20 protein-coding genes are annotated in these 19240 nt (G+C 45.3%); 10 read left to right on the forward strand and 10 right to left on the reverse strand.

Features of this window, described 5'->3' with window-relative positions; translation table 11 throughout:
* Window positions 1–38: 38 nt before the first annotated feature.
* From IDJ77_RS21375 to IDJ77_RS21385, 3 genes are all read left to right on the forward strand, one after another.
* The gene (locus IDJ77_RS21375; protein ID WP_191191021.1) at window positions 39–1400 is read left to right on the forward strand and encodes a pyridoxal-phosphate dependent enzyme; all 1362 of its coding nucleotides are present in this window, start codon (window positions 39–41) and stop codon (window positions 1398–1400) included.
* 175 nt (window positions 1401–1575) lie between these two features.
* Window positions 1576–2373, forward strand: a complete 798-nt coding sequence (locus IDJ77_RS21380; protein ID WP_191191022.1) for a hypothetical protein — start codon at window positions 1576–1578, stop codon at window positions 2371–2373.
* Window positions 2374–2447: 74 nt separating this feature from the next.
* Complete coding sequence (locus IDJ77_RS21385) at window positions 2448–2822, forward strand: NTF2 fold immunity protein (protein ID WP_191191023.1); 375 nt, start codon at window positions 2448–2450, stop codon at window positions 2820–2822.
* Between the two features lie 71 nt (window positions 2823–2893).
* Here the strand turns inward: IDJ77_RS21385 and IDJ77_RS21390 are convergent, their stop codons facing one another.
* The 4 genes from IDJ77_RS21390 to IDJ77_RS21405 all read right to left on the reverse strand — a co-directional run bounded on the left by IDJ77_RS21390 (window position 2894) and on the right by IDJ77_RS21405 (window position 7391).
* On the reverse strand, window positions 2894–3265 hold the full coding sequence (locus IDJ77_RS21390; protein WP_191191024.1) for a DMT family protein: 372 nt from the start codon (window positions 3263–3265) through the stop codon (window positions 2894–2896).
* A gap of 105 nt (window positions 3266–3370) precedes the next feature.
* The gene (locus IDJ77_RS21395) at window positions 3371–4927 is read right to left on the reverse strand and encodes an ArnT family glycosyltransferase (RefSeq protein ID WP_191191025.1); all 1557 of its coding nucleotides are present in this window, start codon (window positions 4925–4927) and stop codon (window positions 3371–3373) included.
* A 149-nt stretch (window positions 4928–5076) separates the two neighbouring features.
* Window positions 5077–6384, reverse strand: coding sequence for a UDP-N-acetylglucosamine 1-carboxyvinyltransferase (murA, locus tag IDJ77_RS21400; RefSeq protein WP_191191026.1), 1308 nt, complete (start codon window positions 6382–6384; stop codon window positions 5077–5079).
* Window positions 6385–6611: 227 nt separating this feature from the next.
* Window positions 6612–7391, reverse strand: coding sequence for a DUF4290 domain-containing protein (locus tag IDJ77_RS21405; protein WP_191191027.1), 780 nt, complete (start codon window positions 7389–7391; stop codon window positions 6612–6614).
* A gap of 244 nt (window positions 7392–7635) precedes the next feature.
* On the opposite strand from IDJ77_RS21405, the gene IDJ77_RS21410 reads away from it, so the two are divergent.
* On the forward strand, window positions 7636–8748 hold the full coding sequence (locus IDJ77_RS21410) for a mandelate racemase/muconate lactonizing enzyme family protein (RefSeq protein WP_191191028.1): 1113 nt from the start codon (window positions 7636–7638) through the stop codon (window positions 8746–8748).
* 148 nt (window positions 8749–8896) lie between these two features.
* Here the strand turns inward: IDJ77_RS21410 and IDJ77_RS27715 are convergent, their stop codons facing one another.
* Window positions 8897–10036: an AbiH family protein gene (locus IDJ77_RS27715; RefSeq protein WP_224751182.1), complete on the reverse strand. Its 1140-nt coding sequence runs from the start codon at window positions 10034–10036 to the stop codon at window positions 8897–8899.
* The gene (locus IDJ77_RS21420; protein WP_191191029.1) at window positions 10033–11403 is read right to left on the reverse strand and encodes a dipeptidase; all 1371 of its coding nucleotides are present in this window, start codon (window positions 11401–11403) and stop codon (window positions 10033–10035) included. The genes IDJ77_RS27715 and IDJ77_RS21420 overlap by 4 nt, the downstream gene beginning before the upstream one ends.
* Window positions 11404–11597: 194 nt before the next feature.
* On the opposite strand from IDJ77_RS21420, the gene IDJ77_RS21425 reads away from it, so the two are divergent.
* Window positions 11598–12056 carry an immunity 26/phosphotriesterase HocA family protein gene (locus tag IDJ77_RS21425; protein ID WP_191191030.1) on the forward strand — a complete coding sequence of 153 codons (459 nt, stop codon included), beginning with the start codon at window positions 11598–11600 and terminating at the stop codon, window positions 12054–12056.
* A 157-nt stretch (window positions 12057–12213) separates the two neighbouring features.
* Here IDJ77_RS21425 and IDJ77_RS21430 read toward each other — a convergent pair whose 3' ends face one another.
* From IDJ77_RS21430 to IDJ77_RS21440, 3 genes are all read right to left on the reverse strand, one after another.
* Window positions 12214–12660 (reverse strand): hypothetical protein, encoded by a 447-nt coding sequence (locus tag IDJ77_RS21430; RefSeq protein ID WP_191191031.1) that lies wholly within the window; start codon window positions 12658–12660, stop codon window positions 12214–12216.
* A gap of 180 nt (window positions 12661–12840) precedes the next feature.
* Complete coding sequence (locus IDJ77_RS21435) at window positions 12841–13170, reverse strand: YbjQ family protein (protein WP_191191032.1); 330 nt, start codon at window positions 13168–13170, stop codon at window positions 12841–12843.
* A gap of 34 nt (window positions 13171–13204) precedes the next feature.
* Window positions 13205–14125 carry an alpha/beta fold hydrolase gene (locus tag IDJ77_RS21440; RefSeq protein WP_191191033.1) on the reverse strand — a complete coding sequence of 307 codons (921 nt, stop codon included), beginning with the start codon at window positions 14123–14125 and terminating at the stop codon, window positions 13205–13207.
* Window positions 14126–14210: 85 nt separating this feature from the next.
* Here IDJ77_RS21440 and IDJ77_RS21445 point away from each other — a divergent pair, with 85 nt between their 5' ends.
* From IDJ77_RS21445 to IDJ77_RS21465, 5 genes are all read left to right on the forward strand, one after another.
* Window positions 14211–14993, forward strand: a complete 783-nt coding sequence (locus IDJ77_RS21445; protein ID WP_191191034.1) for a Rossmann-like and DUF2520 domain-containing protein — start codon at window positions 14211–14213, stop codon at window positions 14991–14993.
* A gap of 19 nt (window positions 14994–15012) precedes the next feature.
* Window positions 15013–15345, forward strand: a complete 333-nt coding sequence (locus tag IDJ77_RS21450; protein WP_191191035.1) for a 2Fe-2S iron-sulfur cluster-binding protein — start codon at window positions 15013–15015, stop codon at window positions 15343–15345.
* 30 nt (window positions 15346–15375) lie between these two features.
* Window positions 15376–15618: a Fe-S cluster assembly protein IscX gene (gene iscX / locus IDJ77_RS21455; protein WP_191191036.1), complete on the forward strand. Its 243-nt coding sequence runs from the start codon at window positions 15376–15378 to the stop codon at window positions 15616–15618.
* Between the two features lie 107 nt (window positions 15619–15725).
* Window positions 15726–16247 (forward strand): KdsC family phosphatase, encoded by a 522-nt coding sequence (locus tag IDJ77_RS21460; RefSeq protein WP_191191037.1) that lies wholly within the window; start codon window positions 15726–15728, stop codon window positions 16245–16247.
* 111 nt (window positions 16248–16358) lie between these two features.
* Window positions 16359–16922, forward strand: coding sequence for a Maf family nucleotide pyrophosphatase (locus IDJ77_RS21465; protein ID WP_224751183.1), 564 nt, complete (start codon window positions 16359–16361; stop codon window positions 16920–16922).
* Between the two features lie 245 nt (window positions 16923–17167).
* Here the strand turns inward: IDJ77_RS21465 and IDJ77_RS21470 are convergent, their stop codons facing one another.
* Complete coding sequence (locus IDJ77_RS21470; RefSeq protein WP_191191039.1) at window positions 17168–19147, reverse strand: M1 family metallopeptidase; 1980 nt, start codon at window positions 19145–19147, stop codon at window positions 17168–17170.
* Between the last annotated feature and the right edge of the window lie 93 nt (window positions 19148–19240).

Consider the following 19240-nt stretch of genomic DNA (forward strand, 5'->3'; position numbering starts at 1 on the left):
TGTCCTCACCGGCAGGTAATTAAGGCAGAATTTAAATTATGTGGTATAATAACATCCTCGAAACCATAGGCAACACGCCCATGGTGAAACTGAATAAAATAGTAAAAGACATCCCCGCTACGGTTTTGGCCAAAATTGAGACCACAAACCCGGGTAACTCGATAAAGGACCGTATGGCCCTTAAAATGATTGAGGATGCCGAAAAAAGCGGTAAACTTAAACCGGGCGGTACCATTATAGAAGGTACATCGGGCAATACCGGCATGGGCCTGGCTATTGCAGCGGTGATAAAAGGTTATAAATGTATCTTCACCAGTACCGATAAGCAATCGAAAGAGAAGTTTGACGCCCTGCGCGCCTTTGGTGCCGAGGTTATTGTTTGCCCAACCAACGTAGAGCCCGAAGATCCGCGTTCGTATTACTCGGTATCATCGCGCCTGGAGCGCGAGGTGCCTAACTCCTGGAAACCGAACCAGTACGATAACCTGAGCAATTCGCAGGCCCATTACGAGCAAACCGGCCCCGAGATATGGGAACAAACCGAAGGCAAAGTTACGCACGTTGTAGCTGGCGTAGGTACTGGTGGTACGCTATCAGGTATCGCACGTTTTTTAAAGGAGAAGAATCCGGCCATCAAAATTATTGGTATTGATACCTATGGCTCGGTATTTAAAAAATATAAGGAAACAGGCGAGTTTGATAAGAACGAGATCTATCCATACATCACCGAGGGTATTGGCGAAGACTTTTTGCCTGCCAATGTGGATTTTAACCTGATAGACCATTTTGAGAAGGTAACCGATATGGATGCCGCTTTGATGACCCGCGAGATTGCCCGTAAGGAAGGTATCTTTGCCGGTAACTCTACAGGCTCGGCCATTGCAGGGGTGCTGCAAATGAAGGATATGTTTAAGGAAGGCGATGTGGTTGTGGTGATATTCCCCGATCATGGTACACGCTACCTGGGCAAAATGTATAACGACGACTGGTTGCGCGACCGTGGCTTTATCAAAGAAGAAAAGCTGACCGCCCGCCATATCATCAGCAAAAAAGAAGCACAGGATATTGTTACTATTGATTGTGAGAAGACCGTTTTGGAGGCCATCAATACCATTAAATCGCTCAATATCTCACAAATACCGGTTACCCAAAAAGGTATGGTGATTGGTAAGATAACCGAGAGTGATATTTTAACCTCGCTAATGGAAAACCCGGGGGTGAAATCGCAAACGGTTGCCAGTATCTCTACCGCGCCGTTCCCTTTTATCGATCTGAACACCGCTATCGATAAAATATCAGCCATGATCAACAAGGATAATATCGCTGTTTTGGTAGAGGATGATAACGGAAAGATTGAGATCATCACCCAGTACGATATCATCAATGCTATATCGGCTTAAGGAGGCAATAGGATAAAGGTAAAAGGTTTTTTATTGTAGAAACGTGATACTTCGCGTCTCTTTTTTTATATTTAATTTTTAATTGTAACCTATGCCTCAACCCAGATTTTACCTTGCCTGTATTTTTTTTAGCTTAAGTTTCTCCGCTTTTTCCCAAACACCGCAAACGGTTTTTATGAAATGGAAGTTGAAGCCAAACGAGGTTATCTCCTATAAAGCCTATATAAAAGACATTTCGCCAAAAGGCGCGAAAAAAATGGCGTTTGGAGAAATGTTTAAAGGGGCGGGTGGCGATTCGACAAACAAAGAGGGTAGCGCCATGCAACAAATGATGGAGCAGATGCAAAGCCTTGCGCCCGAATATTATATCGCGTCGTTAACAGAGAATAAAAAAGATCTGATCGATATTGAACTGAACGCCAAAAAAGGCCAGAAAAAGCCGGTCGATTCGGCCCAGGCAGGTTTTGCGCTATTGATGAATGCCATGGAATCTGCCCCGATGCTGCGTGGAGCGATTGGTGAAGATGGATCGATAAAGAGTTTTTATTTAAAAAATGATCAAAAAAACGTCCTGGCTTTGTTTTTTCAACTGCCAGCCAGGCCTGTTAAAATTGGCGACGAATGGCATATAGAGACCCAGTTTACCAATATGGACCAGAGTTTCAAGTGCGATAGCTCTTTCCATAAAAATGTAGTGAAGGTTACCAACATAGAAAATATTGGCGGCGACAAAGTTGTTACGCTGGCTTACGACATTGTGGAGTACGCAAGCGGCGTATTTTCCTTTCCCTTTGCCCCGCCTGGGATGGGTGACAAAAAGGGTGTTAACACGCTTTACAAAACCGTGTATAAAGCTACAGCCCGTTTTTCTGTTGAAAAAGGCAAATGGTTAAGTTATGAGGGAGAAATGCAAACCACCATTACCGGTATAATGGAATCTGAAACCACACAGCGTTACGCTTTGGCTCCCTGATGATAGGAAACGGTTGAAAATGTTTTTTTCAAAGGAGCTGAAAAATTTAACGCCTCTTTTTTTATATTTCGTTTGTGAAAAAAATCCTCCTTATCGCTTGTTTGTTTTTATTGGCCGGTTGTGATAATACCTGGCAAACCATGCATCTTTCAACCGGAAAATCGAGAGATGCGATAAAGTATTATTTGAAACACTATAAACGCCCGGAGAGGGAATTCGCGAAAACTGTTATCACAGATGAAAAAAGCGCGGCGCTTGCTGCTGAAGAAATACTATTCCCAGTATACGGTAAAGAATTAATTAGAGAGGAGAGACCGTATACGGTGGGTTACGCCGACGGTTATTGGATAGTTTATGGTTACTTGCCGCCTAAAACTTATAATGACGTTTTCATCATTATATTTTACGGAAAAACAAGCGAGGTGATGTACTGGGAGCATCAAAAGTAAAGAGGCGCCGCATACCCAAACTGCGGGTTTTTATCTGCACATCTGTAATTCGCACATCTGCACATCCGCTTTCACCACTTCTTAAATATCACAAATACCGCAAGTACTATCAGCGCGAAACCTACCAAATGGTTCCAGCCGAGTTTTTCGGTTTTGAAAAAGACGATGGTGAACACCATAAACATGGTAAGAGTGATGGCTTCCTGTATAGTTTTTAGCTGAACCAGCGTAAACGGCCCGCCATCGCCTTTAAAGCCCAAACGGTTTGCCGGTACCTGGAAAAGGTACTCGAAAAACGCCAGCCCCCAACTGATGAAGATAATGGAGATCAATCCCAGGTTTTTGCCCCAGTCGTATTCTTTAAACTTGAGGTGCCCATACCAGGCAAACGTCATAAACATGTTGGAGATGGTGAGGAACAGGATGGTTTTTAGTCCGCGCATGTTATCTTTTGTCTGAACCGGGATTTATCGGATTTTTTGAATTAACAGGATGCCGCCAAATAGGTTTTCATCTGCACATCTGAAATTTGCACATCTGCACATTCGTTATTCAAGTCTTTTCTTGGCCAGTTCGGCCCTGTATATCTCATTAAGTTTTGGCGAAGGGTTCACCAGCAAATAGATCCTGGTTCCTTTTTCGCGGGCCAGTGGGGTAAGTACCTCGCCGGTTTGTTTATAGCTCTCTAAAAAAGGCGCAAGGCGGGCTGTTACGTTATCATCATCATCTACATAAATAATGTATTTCCCATTCAAGTCATCGGGTGCCCACAGTGCGAAACTGCTGTTTAAGCTCACCACATCGGGCATGTTATACTTTTTGTGGAAATGGTGCAATGCACCTGCTTCGCCATAATTATCGGCAAATATCTGCGCGTGCTTTTGCTGCTCGGGCGTAAGCGAATGATAAGCCTGTGCTGCTTTTTGGGCCATTTCTTCCCAACCCAGCATATCGGCATAGTCCTGTGTAGTGGGATGTTGTTTTTGGTCCTCCCAGGTTACGGCAAAATCTAAAAACCGTACATGATCGTGGGCATATTTAAACAGGCTGACGGTCCTGTCTAAAGAAAAAATGGGCAATACCAGTGGCAATAGTAATAAGTTGGGCAGCACAAACAGAACAATCGTAGCCACCCGCAAGATCACTTTCGACCGGGTGATCATCTTTTCAAAGGCAAAGCCGCCAGCGGCAAACAGCATAGGGTAGGCGCCAAACAGGTAGTAGGTTTTTCCGTTCATTTTTAACAGGAACAGGAAGATGAGCACATACGCAATAGCCAGGTATCGGAAACGTCTCAGTTTGAACGACAGCATCAAAAACACGAAACCAGTAAGCCAAATGAACAGAGAGGGGCCGTTCACCAGCAGCTGTTGCATTATAAAGTCGGTGGGTTTTACATAATCCAACTGGGTTTCGCGCAGCTCTTTCATGTGGGTGATCACCGGTAAATGGTGCGCAAACTGCCAGATGACGTTGGGCAGAAATATCAGTACAGCTATCAGTGCCGAGATGATCACATGGCGGTTAAAAAGCAGCTTGCGCTCTTTGCTTATTAAAATACCGATGATGAGCGAGAACGTGAAAAAGGCCATGGAATACTTGGTAAGCATCCCGAAGCCCACGGCCGCGCCCAGCCAGTACAGGTAACGTACATCGGCCGTGTTGAGGTATTTGCAAAACAGCCACACGGTAAGCACCCACCACAGCTGATCGAACACTACGGGCTGAAAAAGGTACCCGCTTGCCGCGAACGCTGGCGAGAATATGAGGGCCAAACAGGCCAGCGTAATTGCAAACCTGCGTCCGCCCAGTTCTACGGCTATACGCCCGGTGAGCCACACTATTAAGCCGCTGGCGACGGTGGAAAAGATCCTCGCCGCGAAAACGGAGTCGCCAAAAACAGAAAGTGTGATCTTTGCCAGTATGGCAATAAAGGGTGGTACCTCTTTATAACCCCAATCCAGGTGATCGGCCAGTACCAGGTGCAGAAGTTCATCGCGATGAAAACCAAAACGGCTGATGGCCAGCAGATTCAGCAACACCTTTATGGCAACAAAAATCATTATAAACTTGGAGTACCCAGGTTTCCGGTTTTTATAGGACATTAAATGGTTTGGTTGGTTGCGCTAAAGATATTTTAAAAAAGGCAAAGAACAAAGAAAGCAGGTTAAAGGTAAAAGGCGAAAGGTAAAAGGATTGGTTTATGCCGAAGCTACCTTTAAACTTTTGCCTTTCGCCTTTTTACCTTCTAAAATTATATCCTCGTGATATCCGCACCCAGCGCCTTCAGGCGGGTATCGATATTCTGATAGCCGCGTTCAATTTGCTCGATGTTGTAAATGGTTGATTTGCCCTGTGCCGATAAGGCGGCAATTAACAGGGAAACCCCGGCACGTATATCGGGGGAGGTCATGGAGATGCCGCGCAGCTGGATCTGTTTATCCAGCCCGATAACGGTGGCGCGGTGCGGATCGCAGAGGATGATGTTGGCACCCATATCCAGCAGTTTATCCACAAAGAATAAACGGCTCTCAAACATTTTTTGATGGATGAGCACCGATCCTTTTGCCTGCGTGGCTACAACCAGCACAATGCTTAGTAAGTCGGGAGTAAAGCCCGGCCATGGAGAATCGGCAACGGTTAATAATGATCCGTCGATGAAAGTATCTATCTCGTAATGATCTTGCGATGGGATATAAATGTCATCGCCGCGCAGTTTCATCTGGATGCCGAGGCGTTTAAACACGTCGGGGATCATGCCCAGTTCTTTATACTTAACATCTTTAATGGTGATCTCGGAACCCGTCATGGCAGCAAGGCCGATGAAGGAGCCTATCTCTATCATATCCGGCAGCATGGTGTGCTCGGTTCCGCCAAGGCTTTCAACGCCTTCGATGGTTAACAGGTTTGATGCTATACCGCTGATCTTAGCGCCCATGCGGTTAAGCATTTTACAAAGCTGCTGCAGGTAAGGCTCGCAGGCCGCGTTATAAATGGTGGTAGTGCCTTTGGCCAAAACAGCTGCCATTACAATGTTGGCGGTGCCCGTTACCGATGCTTCATCCAGCAGGATATATGTACCGCGCAGGTTTGATGCATCTACATTGTAAAAGCCGGTTTCGGGGTTATAATCGAATCGGGCTCCCAGTTTTTCGAAACCCAGGAAATGGGTATCCAGCCTGCGGCGGCCAATTTTATCGCCACCCGGTTTTGGGATAGATGCCTTACCGAAACGGGCCAAAAGCGGGCCCAGTATCATGATAGAGCCGCGTAGCCCGCCACCCTTGGTTTTAAATGCTTCGGAATTAAAGAAATCCTGGTCGATCTCTTTGGCCTCGAAAGTGCAAACCGAACGGGAGATGCGGTTCACCTCAACGCCCATATCGCCGACTAGTTCTATTAGTTTATTAACATCCTGTATATCAGGGATGTTATTGATGGTCATTTTTTCGCCGGTAAGTAATACAGCGGATATAATTTGCAGTGCCTCGTTTTTTGCACCCTGCGGGATAATTTCCCCTTTTAGCTTTTTACCGCCCTGTATTTCAAATGCGTTTCTCATAATTAGTTCATGGTTGATGGTTCATAGATCATAGTTATTGCTTGCGATCCAAGACCGTGTTATCGGGAACAAAGATTATAAAATTATCGAATAAATATAATCCACAAGCACAAACAATCTAAAGCCGAAAAGTTTTCACCATGAACCATGAACCATGAACCATGAACCATGAACCATGAACCATGAACCATGAACCATGAACCATGAACCATGAACCATGAACTAAATTAGTATTTCTTAGCGCCGCCCGTATTGCGGTTACGGTTTTGGTTATTATTGTTGTTGTTATTGTTTCGCGGGTTGTTATTGGTACGGCCACCACCGCCGCCGCCACCGCCATTATTGCGGTTGTTTTGGTTGTTGTTGTTATTGGTACGGCCGCCGCGGTTGTTGTTATTGCTTTGGTTGTTATTATTGTTATTGTAAGGGTTGGTGCGGAACTCAACCCGGTTAAGGTTTACGTTCTCTTCCAGTTTCAACTCACCGCCTGATAGGTGCAATAGATCGGATATGATGAGGTCATCGGCAACCGAATCTTTGTTCCACTGCACGTAGGCCATTTTCATAAAGTTGGCAATGGCCTGCACCATGTGGCGTTTGCGCTCCGGCTCTTCAATGCTTTTGGCTTTTTCTATCATCATTTCGATGGTTTTGCCATAGTGCTTGTAGCGGATACGCTGATGCGGATATTTAAGCGGCTCGGGTTTCAGGTGGATAGCCTCCGGACTGGGTTTTGGGTACGGAGAATCCACATCCAGCTGAAAATCGGAGATGATGTGCAGGTGATCCCAAAGTTTGTGTTTAAAATCGGCTACATCGCGCAGGTGGGGGTTTAAAAAACCCATCAGGTCTATCACCACCTGGGCGTATTTGTTGCGTTCGTCTTTAGTGGGCAGCGCAACAATGTATTTAACCATGTTTTGCACATTGCGGCCGTATTCGGTAAGTAAAAGCTTATTCCTGGTTGAGTTATAATCAAAACCACCAGGCAAATTTGTTAATGCCATGTATATTTTTTTTAATTTAATAAGATCTCTTGAAATGTTTTCCGGCGCATGGACAGTTTCCTGAAACAGAAGTTGGAAACCGGAGAGCCGAAATGAATGAGTACGGAGTACTAACGCAAACATACACGAATTTCACGAATTATACGAATTTCATGAATTCAATTACTCCGCTTACGACAAATATTGACATTGATATATCACGATTCGTGAAAATTTGCCTTAATTCGTGAAATTCGTGTTCGTTATGAATAATCAAGTTGTAACCATTACCTCCGTAGATATTTACCGTTTCAGCATCCCCATGGAGCCCTTCACCATCGCCACTGGTACAATGGACCATGCCATGAACACTTTTATCCGCGTACACACCGACGCCGGTTTTTACGGCGTAGGAGAGTGCTCTGCCTTCCCGATGATCGTTGGTGAAACGCAGGACACCTGCCTGGTGATGTCCAAAGACTTTGCCAAACTATGGAAAGGGCAAAACGCGCTGGAAATCCCGGCGCGGATGCAGCAACTGCATGATGCCACTGCCGGCAATGGTACCATTAAAAGCGCCTTTGATATGGCGCTGTATGATATCGCAGCAAAAAATGCTGGTTTGCCACTGTATAAATTTCTTGGCGGAGAAAAGCGGGTGGTGGAAAGCGACATCACCATAGGCATCGACACGCCCGAAGTAATGGCGAAGAAGGCGATCGATTTTAAGGCATCGGGTGCTACTATTTTAAAGGTAAAACTGGGCAAAGGCGCTGCTGTTGACGTAGAGCGTATCAAACAGATCCGCGAGGCGGTGGGCCCCGAAATGAAGATCCGCATTGATGCTAACCAGGGCTGGAGTTTTGACGAGGCCGTTTTCGCCCTGCAGGCGTTAGGGCAGTACGATATGGAGTTTTGCGAACAACCCATGCGCACCTGGTACGACGACCGCCTGCCGGAACTGATGGGCCTCTCCCCCGTAAAAATTATGGCCGACGAAAGCGTTTACATCCACCACGATGCCCGCAAGCAGATAGAAAGCGGCAGCTGCCATTATGTAAACATCAAAATGGCCAAAGCCGGCGGTATTACCGAAGCAAAGAAAATCCATGATACCTGCGCCGAACACGGCATCCCCTGTATGATGGGCGGTATGCTGGAAAGCCGTATAGCCTTAAGCAGCAAACTGCATTTTGTATACGCCAGTCCTAATATCCAATTTTACGATATGGACACCTGTAAGCTTGGCCACCTGGTTGACCCATGCGTAGGAGGTGCGCAATACGATGGCTACCATTTGGATATTGCCGATACGCCGGGGATAGGGGCAGATGCGGATGAGGCGTTTTTGGCGGGGTGTGAGAAGTGGAGTATTTAAAATAGCACGTCATTATAAGGAACGAAGCAATCTCCCGATAAGCAGAGCGATTTGCAAAGTCGCTTGTCCTGCATAGAGATTGCTTCGTGCCTCGCAATTGTAGGGGTAGAAATTCTGACAGTTGACCAATTCTTAACTGGCAAAATACTTATGAGATTTGAGGCATCGGTTCTGACTTATCAAATGGGACGATTTTCTTCCTCATAGAGGCCTTATCCTTAAAATGCCGTGAAATCTCTTGAGTTAGATTTTCAAAATTGTTTTGTCCTTCGCTGTCGACGTAATAGAATACTTTGATTGATTTGCAGTTCTCATGTTCAAAAATCATATTAAGCATTGTTCTATCAGACAAACCACAAGAATGTCCAAGAATAAAAACTTGAAAATCTTCTGATTCAATAAATCGAATTAGATCGTGGTAGTTAGATGTTTTGAAATACCAAAACGACTTGATATATTTAAAGTAAGCATTTATTTTTTCAAGTTCAATTTTGGCGTAATCGCCGTCCAATTCATCTCCAAATCCAAAAATCATTGGATTTTTTGCGTCATCTATTTTACCGTGAATATGATTTATCGTTATTTGATCAGATATTAACTCATCTATAAAGTACTCGGCTGCTGTTCCCGTGTAGTTGAAATTTACTATTAATGATTTCTCGGGTAAATCGCTAATATTAAGTAGTCGCTTAGTTGCGAAAATATCTATCGAATTAAGCCTTGATTCAAATATTTTCTTGTAATCCGGAATCAATGGTGGCATTTCAATAGTGACTAAATAATCCTGAAGTTTACTAATGATAAATTTTAAAGAATCATTCAACGCATTTAGGGAGTCAATTTTTTCATTTTTATTTTTAGGACGGGACAACATGAATTTTAGCTCTCTGTAAAATTCATTTTCAATATCGACCCAGTTTGCATCTTTACATTTAGTTATTAGTGTTCTTAACAGAGGTGATTTAATTTCAATTAGGAATGGATTATCCCAATGCTCTTGCCAATACACTTGCCGCTCGGGAATACTTATCTGTTCGTTATCAATAAGCTGTACAAATCCTCTTAAATAAAAGAAATCCACTATGTCAGAAATCGTTTTGATATAATTATAATCCAACATACCTCCACGGTTTCTTTGGGAAACCTTCAATAAATCATCTTCATATATTCGGCTTCGGTAGGCTTCGGTAAGGCATTTTTTTAAATACCAAACTATGAAACTATTATAGTCGGTTTTCAACCCATGAGCTAAATCAAATCCATTACCGATTAAAATCAACCGGTTCATTTACTCAGCTCCGCAAAATACTTATGAAACAACGGAATAGTCTCTATCCCTTTGTAGTAATTAAAAATATCATATTTTTCATTTGGCGAGTGCAGGGCATCGCTGTCGAGGCCAAAGCCCATTAGCACGGTTTTTAAACCGAGCTCGGCTTCAAATAAAGCCACGATAGGGATGCTGCCACCACCACGGGTTGGAATAGGCTGCTTGCCGAATGCTTCGGCTATGGCTTTCTGTGCGGCTTTGTAGGCTATGCTATCGGTAGGGGTAACTACCGGCTCGCCGCCATGGTGCGGGGTAACTTTTACCTTAACGTATTTAGGCGCTATCTTCAGAAAATGATCGGTAAACAGCTGTGTTATTTTTTCACTGGTTTGGTTTGGCACCAAACGCATCGAAATTTTTGCACTGGCTTTTGATGGCAGTACGGTTTTCGCGCCTTCGCCAATGTAACCGCCCCAGATGCCGTTCACTTCCAGCGTAGGGCGGGTGCCGGTACGCTCGAAGGTGGTGTAGCCTTTCTCACCCCAAACTTCTGCGATGTCCAGGTCTTTTTTATATTCTTCCTCATCATATGGCGCGGCGTTTAATTCGGCGCGCTCGGTTTCGGTGAGTTCCGTTACGTCATCATAAAAACCGGGGATAGCGATATGGTTATCCTCATCATGTAACGAGGCTATCATTTTTGCCAGTACAGTCGCAGGGTTGGCTACGGCACCGCCGTAAACGCCAGAGTGCAGATCGCGGTTAGGGCCGGTTACTTCTAACTCTAAATAAGATAATCCGCGCAAGCCGGTCTCTAAGGACGGGTGCTCCATGCTGATCATCGAGGTATCAGATATCAGTACGACATCTGCTTTAAGCCGCTCTTTATTTTGTTTTACAAAAATGCCCAGGTTGTTGGAGCCTACCTCTTCCTCGCCCTCTATCATAAATTTGATATTGCAGGGCAGGGTATCGGTCTGCATCATCAGCTCGAAAGCTTTCACGTGCATATAAAACTGGCCTTTATCGTCGCAGGCGCCACGGGCATAAATTTTACCATCGCGGATGGTAGGCTCAAAAGGCGGCGTTAACCAAAGCTCCAGCGGATCGGCCGGCTGCACATCGTAGTGACCGTAAACCAAAACGGTTGGCAGGGAAGCATCGATGATCTTCTCACCATAAACGATAGGATAGCCGGCAGTTTGGCAAACTTCCACCTTTTCGGCACCGGCATCAATCAGTTTTTTGGCTACGTAATCGGCGGCGTTTAAAACGTCGGCTTTGTATTTTGGGTCGGCACTAACGGATGGGAAGCGCAGCAGTTCGAACAACTCGTCCAGCAAACGCTGTTTATTATCTTCTATATATTGCTTTATAACCTGCATGGTAAATGTATTTGAGGCAAATATAGTGTTGTTGCGAGAAATAAAATACAAAGTTATTGCCATGCACATTTGTGCTGAGCCTGAAGCCCGAAAGTCATTTCCGACTGACGTGACTTAGGAGATACTTGTGCGATGTTAAAGCAAAATCTTAACTTAGGGCGGCTTGACCAAGTTCACTGATTTAAATAGCCTAAATGAGACAAAAAGAATTGATTGGAGCCTTTTTTCGCGTACCGATAGATGAAAAATTTCATACATATGGACGAATCCTAAACGATACTTACGCTTTCTACGACTTTAAAACCGATGACGAAATCACAAACATTGATTTGATTGAAAAAGCGGAAATATTATTTAAATTATTTGTGAAAGCAAAGCCCATTAAAAATGGTCAATGGAAAATCATTGGAGCTAAAGAATTATCAGATGATTTGAAAGCGCCCGTACCCTTTTTTATGCAGGAAATCGGGAATCTTAATAACTGCTGGATCTCTATTAATGGAATCCAGCAAAAGGCAAGTGTTGATGAATGCGCAGGATTAGAAAGGCTGGCGGTATGGGAAGATTTTCATGTAGTGAAAAGATTATCAGATTACTATAATAAGCGGAGAAATGACTATGCTTATGCCTTGAGATTGAATGGCATACTTTAAAAATAGACGGAAGTGGTTTCGAACCCGCCGCCTGGACATGCCTCGTGGCTAGTCGACTCACCCCGAATAGGCTACGCTGTTCGGCCCTCTCTGCTTCGCAAAGAGGGCGAGAAAAAAATAAAAATTATTCTTGAACATGCCTCCGAATGATAAGAAACTAAGCCGGCGACCTTTTCACTTTCGGAGAAAGCAGTGCAAAGGGCCCGGCCCCCAAAATAACCGCTGCGAGGTGCGCAACCGTAACTTCCGGTTGCAGCGTAAAAGCATAATATATAATAGCTATCACAGCCGCCAAAATACTGATATAGTATAATGGGATACGGCTCTCCTTGTATTTTAATACAGTGACAAAATTCACACCTCCCAACGCGCACCAGGTAACCGATATACCAACCGCAGCAACAGCAAACCATAAAAACACCTGGAATGCCGCCATCACAAATAGTACCCAAAAAGCGGCCCTTTTTATTTTTGCCTGCCTGGCAGAACCATACATTACTATTGGCAAAATAGTGATGAGCAGCATAAGGTAGTTAACAACAATGTGTTTAACCTCGCCCGCGTAGGTGGCGCCGTCGATTAGGGTTTGAATAGTTTTGCTCATGATAATTGGGTTAGCTAAACTTACTGAATAATTTAGTTATTACCGATAGGTGTTGCAGACCCAAAAACAAAAAATCGGCTTTAGCCTAAATGGTTAATTTAGCTAAAGCCGATTGCATTATTCCCTGTTCCTCCCCATAAATGGGACGGCAATGAATGAGTTTTATTTGAAGATTGTTAATTACGCCTTCTCCACCACAACAGCAGTGCCATAGGCCAAAACTTCGGTAATGCCCTGCATCACCTCGTTAGCATCGTAACGCATATTGATGATAGCATTGGCACCCGTGGCCCGGGCATGCTGTATCAATAGCTGGTAAGCTTCTTCGCGGGCGTTTTCGCAAAGCTCTACATAAACAGAAAGCCTGCCGCCAAAAAGCGATTGGATGCCACCGGCAAAATTGCCCACAACGCTGCGGCTGCGTACGGTGATGCCGCGCACAACGCCCAGGTGTTTGGTAATTTTATAACCCTCTAACGATGTGCTGGTGGTGATGAGTGAAGTGTCCATATAATGTTATATTGATTTGTTTATGATTTAGATGCTATTTCTTTAGAAATGTTACCAAAGCCGGGTTCACTATTTCGCCCTGCTCAATAAAAGGCAGGTGGGCGGCATCATCAACCGGCAAAAACTCCGATTTTAAAACACTGTTTACCGAATCGCTGAACGCAAAGGGCACGGTTTTATCCTCTTTCCCCCATATCAGCATCACGGGTTTGTTTTTTGCACTTAGCGCCGCGTAGCTTTCGCGGGCGTTGAATGGGTAGCTATATTGCGTTGATACCAGCGCATGGCGAAAACCTTTATACTCCATCTGCGGGGTGTACTGGTCTACCCAGGTAGGGTGCCTGTCGGGATATTTAAAATCGTCCATCTGGCCAAGCGCGCGTTTATCTGCCCCAATTACTTCTTTAAAGGTGGTGATGTAAGATATAAAGTCGGGCTTGCCAAAATTGTAAACGGGGTCTACCAGTACAACTTTATTCACCATATCGGGGTATTCGTTAGCAAAATCAGTTACCACCGCGCCGCCAAATGATACACCTACCAGGCTTACCGGTTCTTTCAGTTCCAGTTTTTTTATCAGTTCTTTTAGCTGATCCATATAAAGCGCTTTATTATACACTGTGTCGGGCCTGTCAGAATAGCCCCTGCCAAATTCATCGTAGCGCAATACGCGGAAGCCATGGCCGGTTAAATATTCGTAGGTGCCGTTCCATATATAGTATGGCACGCTAAAGCCATGTACCATTACCACCACCTTACCGCTGTCGGGGCCGTCGAGTTCATAATGGGTAAAACCGCCGCTTAGCTCAACATAACTGCCGTTGGTGTTTTTGCGCAGGTTGTAGGTAAGTTCTTTTGTTTCTTTATTTTGGGTGAAATATAGAATAGCAACAACGGCAACTGCCAAAATAATAAGTACAAGCAGTATTTTGAGCAAGCCTTTAATAAACTTCATTTTTTTAGGAGGAAAAGGATAATTGGTTGAGGGAATAAAAGTAACGGAAATATTTAATTTTGCACCACATGTATATTAAAAACTAATGCGCATCACTCTCATCGGTTCGGGCAATGTTGCCACACATTTGGCCGCGGCGTTTAAAAATGCCGGGCACCGTTTGGTGCAGGTTTACAGCCCAAACATGCAAAATGCCGCTATGCTTGGCTACCATGTTGGCGCATCGGCCATTGATAACCTCAAGGATATCAGCGCAGAAACAGACATCTTTATCATCGCGGTTAAAGATGACGCGATAAACGAAATTGTCCCCCAATTGTCCCCTTATAAAAAGCTCATCGCACACACCTCGGGTGCTGTCGACTTGCAATCGCTGCTGAATTTTACCGCGGAAGCCGGTGTTTTTTACCCGCTGCAAACCTTCAGCAAAACCAAAGAGCTCAATTTTTGGGAGGTACCCATGTGTATTGAAGGCGCTACCGAAGAGATAACCGGGCAATTGGAAGAACTCGCACGCACCATCAGCAATAATGTTTATAGGGTAAATTCCGCGCAGCGCAAAATATTGCACCTTTCGGCGGTGTTTGCCTGCAATTTTACCAACCACCTTTATGCCGTGGCAGAAACACTTTTAAAGGAGCACGATATGAGCTTTGATATGCTGCGACCACTGATACTGGAAACCGCCGATAAAATAAAGGTGCACCCGCCGGCAGTTGTACAAACCGGCCCGGCCATTCGTAAGGACGAGCGTACGATGCAGGCTCACCTGCAAATGCTGGAGGGGAAGGATGAATTGCAGCAAATTTATCTATTGCTAAGTCAGGATATTATCAAAAACGGTAACACAGGTAACAGGGATAGTTAATTTTGTTACTTTTGCCAAAATGAATATTTTTAAAGTAAGGATCAACTTTGAAGAGGCTGACCACGATACCATCGAACTGCCTATTGCCGAAGGGGAATCTGTTTTGGACGTATGCCTGGAAAACGGCATAGATTTACAGCACAATTGCGGGGGCGTTTGCGGATGCAGTACCTGCCACATATACGTTAATAAAGGGATGGATAATATCCAGGAGATCTCTGATAAGGAAGAAGACTTTATTGACAGGGCTGTAAACCCGCGCATTACATCGCGCCTGGGTTGCCAGTGTGTTATTATCGATGGCGATATAGAAGTTACCCTGCCCGATCAGTCGGGCTTTATGGGGCATTAATATAAATTGAACTATACTCAACAAAAAGAAATGAACGACGATAAATTCGCCCTGCCCATACACTGGAACGATTACGAAGATATAGCCCTGAGCCTTTACGAAAAGTTTGGTGATGATTTTGGTGAATCGAAGATCTACCGGATCCGTTTTACGGAGCTATTGGATTGGGTACTTTCCCTGCCCAACTTTGCCGGCACCCGCGAAGAATCTAACGAAGGCCACCTGGAGCAGATCCAAAGCGCCTGGGTATACGAATGGCGGGATAATCAATAGGTTTTAGATGTGCAGATGTGCAAATTTCAGATGTGCAGACGCTTAAAAAAACGGTGCAATCATCCGGCATCGGTGCAATCATAATATAATCGGTGTAATCATATACAATGGAATCCTTTTTAAACAAGCTTAAAGATATAACCACTTTTATTTTTGATGTGGATGGCGTACTGACCGACGGATCGATCATGGTGACCGAAACCGGCGTACAGAGCCGTTCGTTTAATATTAAGGATGGGTATGCTTTGCAGCTGGCCGTAAAAAGCGGTTACAATGTTGCAGCTATATCCGGCAGCCGCAGTAAAAGTGCTTTGTTCCGTTTAAACAGCCTGGGCATTAATGATGTTTACCTTGGCGCACACACCAAAACCGAGCGCTTTAAAATGTATGTGGAAGAAAAAAGCATCCACCCATCAAATGTGCTTTACATGGCCGATGATATCCCCGACCTGGGTGTGATGAAAATGGTAGGCCTCCCGGTTTGCCCTGCCGATGCCTGCGAAGAGATCAAAGCCGTTAGTGCCTTTGTATCGCCCTACCCAGGTGGCAAAGGCTGCGTACGCGACATCATCGAAAAGGTGATGAAGATACAGGGCAAATGGATGAACGAACAGGCGTATAGCTGGTAGGGTGTTGGTTCATAGTTCATGGTTGATAGTTCATAGTAGCTGCGAACCGTGGACTAAGTTGCTATCAACCCTTCAATTCCAACTTCTACTATGAACCATGAACTATCAACTATGAACCAGCTCATTCTCGCATCTAAATCTCCCCGCAGGCAGGAACTTTTGAAACTGATGGATATCGATTTCCGGGTGGTTTTGAAGGAAGTGGATGAATCTTACCCGGACGGACTTTCGCCTGCCGAAATTGCCCTTTACATCGCTCAAAAAAAAGCGGAAGCATTTGATGAAGATATTACCGATGAGGTAGTACTCACCGCCGATACCATTGTTTGTATCGACGGCGAAATTTTAGGCAAGCCGGATAACGCGGAGCACGCCATAGAAATGCTGCACAAGCTGAGCGGGAAAACCCACCAGGTTTATACAGGCGTTTGCATATTGCACAAAGGGCAATACAATAAATTCTACGATATGTCGGAAGTGTTTTTCCGCAAGCTTACTGATGAAGAGATCAGGAGTTATGTGGCCGAATACCAACCCTTCGATAAAGCCGGTTCTTACGGCATCCAGCAGCGTATCGGCCTTATCGGCATCGAGCGCATTAATGGTTCGTACACCAATGTGGTAGGGTTACCTACCGAGAAGGTGTACCAGCAGTTGATGAAGCTGGTGCAGTAAGTACAGGTATAATCACACTAAACTTCAAATTCTAATCAACTATGTCATTGCGAGCGATAGCGCGGCAACCTCATAGGACAATCGGTTAAGCAAGTTCTCCATCCATGCCCGAATATCCTATGAGGTTGCCACGTCGCCCCATTGCATTGCCCGGCGCTGCTCCTCGCAATTAAATTATGTCATAATTGCGTTGCGCGGACCTGCATGCGGGAGACGCAAAGTATTGCGTCTCTACAAAAATCCCTTTAAAATTTCTTCGAATTATTCCCCCTGTTCACATCCGGTAAAGCATTATCCGGGTCAACGGTAACGCTTTCTACGTCCTGCGTAGTAGGGATATTGATAGTTGCTACCTTTTGCTGCAGCCAGGTTTCTACGGGGAAATAAGTGCGCTGCTTGCTGCCGTCCTTTAGTTTTACTTCTACGGTAAAAGGCATGGCCATGAGTTCTTTATTGGCAATGGTTACTTTGATGCCTTTGGTGTGGTCTTTATCGGTGTATTTGGCATCGATCAAAGCGATATCCAGTTTATAATTATTGTAGAACCAGCCCTTCCAAAACCAGGATAGGTCTTCGCCTGCGCCATTTTCCATCGAGCGGAAAAAATCATCGGGCTGCGGGTGTTTGTAGGCCCATTTGTGAATGTAGTTGCGGAAGGCGTAATCAAACCTGTCTTTACCCAGGATCTGCTCGCGGAGTAGTATCAAACCGAAAGCGGGTTTAAAATAAGTATAAGGATGGCGGTATTTTTCGGATATCGCATCGGGCTGTGCCATCATGCTGGGCGCTTCCGGGTCGGTGATGAAGGGGATAATTTCGTCGGCAGGGTTGCCGCCTTTTTCGGCGTACTCGCTGTCCCGCTTGGGGCCGTACTCGCCTTTGTTGAATATATCTGATGCGTAAACATCAATAAAAGTGTTCAGCCCCTCGTCCATCCAGGCAAAGCGGCGTTCATCGCTGCCTACGATCATCGGGAACCAGTTGTGGCCAATTTCGTGCGCGGTAACCCAAAACAGGTCTTTGCCCTTATCGGTAATGCCGTCGAAAACAATGCCCGGATATTCCATGCCGCCGGCAATGCCCGCCTCGTTAACCGCAACCGGGTACGGGTATACAAACCATTTTTCGGAAAAATATTCTATCGAACCCTTTAGGTATTCGGTGGCCCGGCCCCAGGCATCATTGCCGGCGCTCTCTACCGGGTAAACCGACATAGCCAGCGATTTTTTTCCTTCCGGCAGGTTAACCCTTGCGGCATCCCAAATAAAGGCTTTGGAAGCCCCGAAAGCTACATCGCGGGTATTGAACATTTTAAAGTGCCAGGTAAGCGTGCTTTTACCCGCCGGGCGCGATGATGGGTCAGTAACCTCAGCCGCGGTGCGGATCATGATAGTTTTATCGCTGTTTTTGGCAGCGGCCAGGCGACTGATCTGTTTGGCGGTTAATACTTCCGAAGGATTTACCAACTCGCCCGAGCCGGCCACGATCATATCCGCAGGCAGCGTTACTTTATAATCGATATCGCCATACTCTAAATAAAATTCGCCGCTGCCCAGGAATGGGGCGGTGTCCCAGCCGCGGCTATCATCATACACGCACATGCGTGGGTAAAACTGGGCTATCTCGTAGATCTTGCCGTTTTTGGTGTCGGTATAATCTGTCCTTCCGCCAAAGCTGCCGGGGATGGTATAATGATACTTTACTACGAAGTTGATCTTGCCACCCTTTGGTGTAACCGCTGTGGGCAAACGCACCTGCATCCGGGTATCGGTAACTATATAGTTGAGTTTGGAAAGCTTGCCGTTTTGCAGCAGGGATACGGATTCGATTTGATAACCCGTGGTATGGTCCGGCGCGGCAATGCCGGTTACAAAATTGGAGCGCGCCTCTTTTTTATAGGTGTTTTGGTCCAGGTGCAGCCACAGGTATTGCAGGGCATCCGGGCTGTTATTGGTATAGCTGATATTGGCCGAGCCGCTGATAGTTTTGGCTACGGTATCCAGCTTTACATCCAACTGGTAATCCACCCGGTTTTGCCAGTATTTTGCTCCCGGCTCGCCATTTGGCGAATGGAACTCGTTACCTTTTTCGGTAAAAGGCAGGGTAGAAAATAGGGCAGCAGGCTGGTAATTGCTGGTAACGGTATCGTTTGGGTTTTTCTTTTGCGCCTGCGCGGCAATTGTGGTAATCAATAACAGGGCGGCGGCAACGGAGGTGATTTTCATAGCTGTGAGTAAAAAGCACAGCAAGATACAAAGCGGCGTGAATAAATTTATTTTTAGTTTAATATTGGCTAATTGCCTACCTTTAGTGAACGC

Source organism: Mucilaginibacter pankratovii (assembly GCF_014773265.1).
Classification (GTDB): Bacteria; Bacteroidota; Bacteroidia; order Sphingobacteriales; family Sphingobacteriaceae; genus Mucilaginibacter; species Mucilaginibacter pankratovii.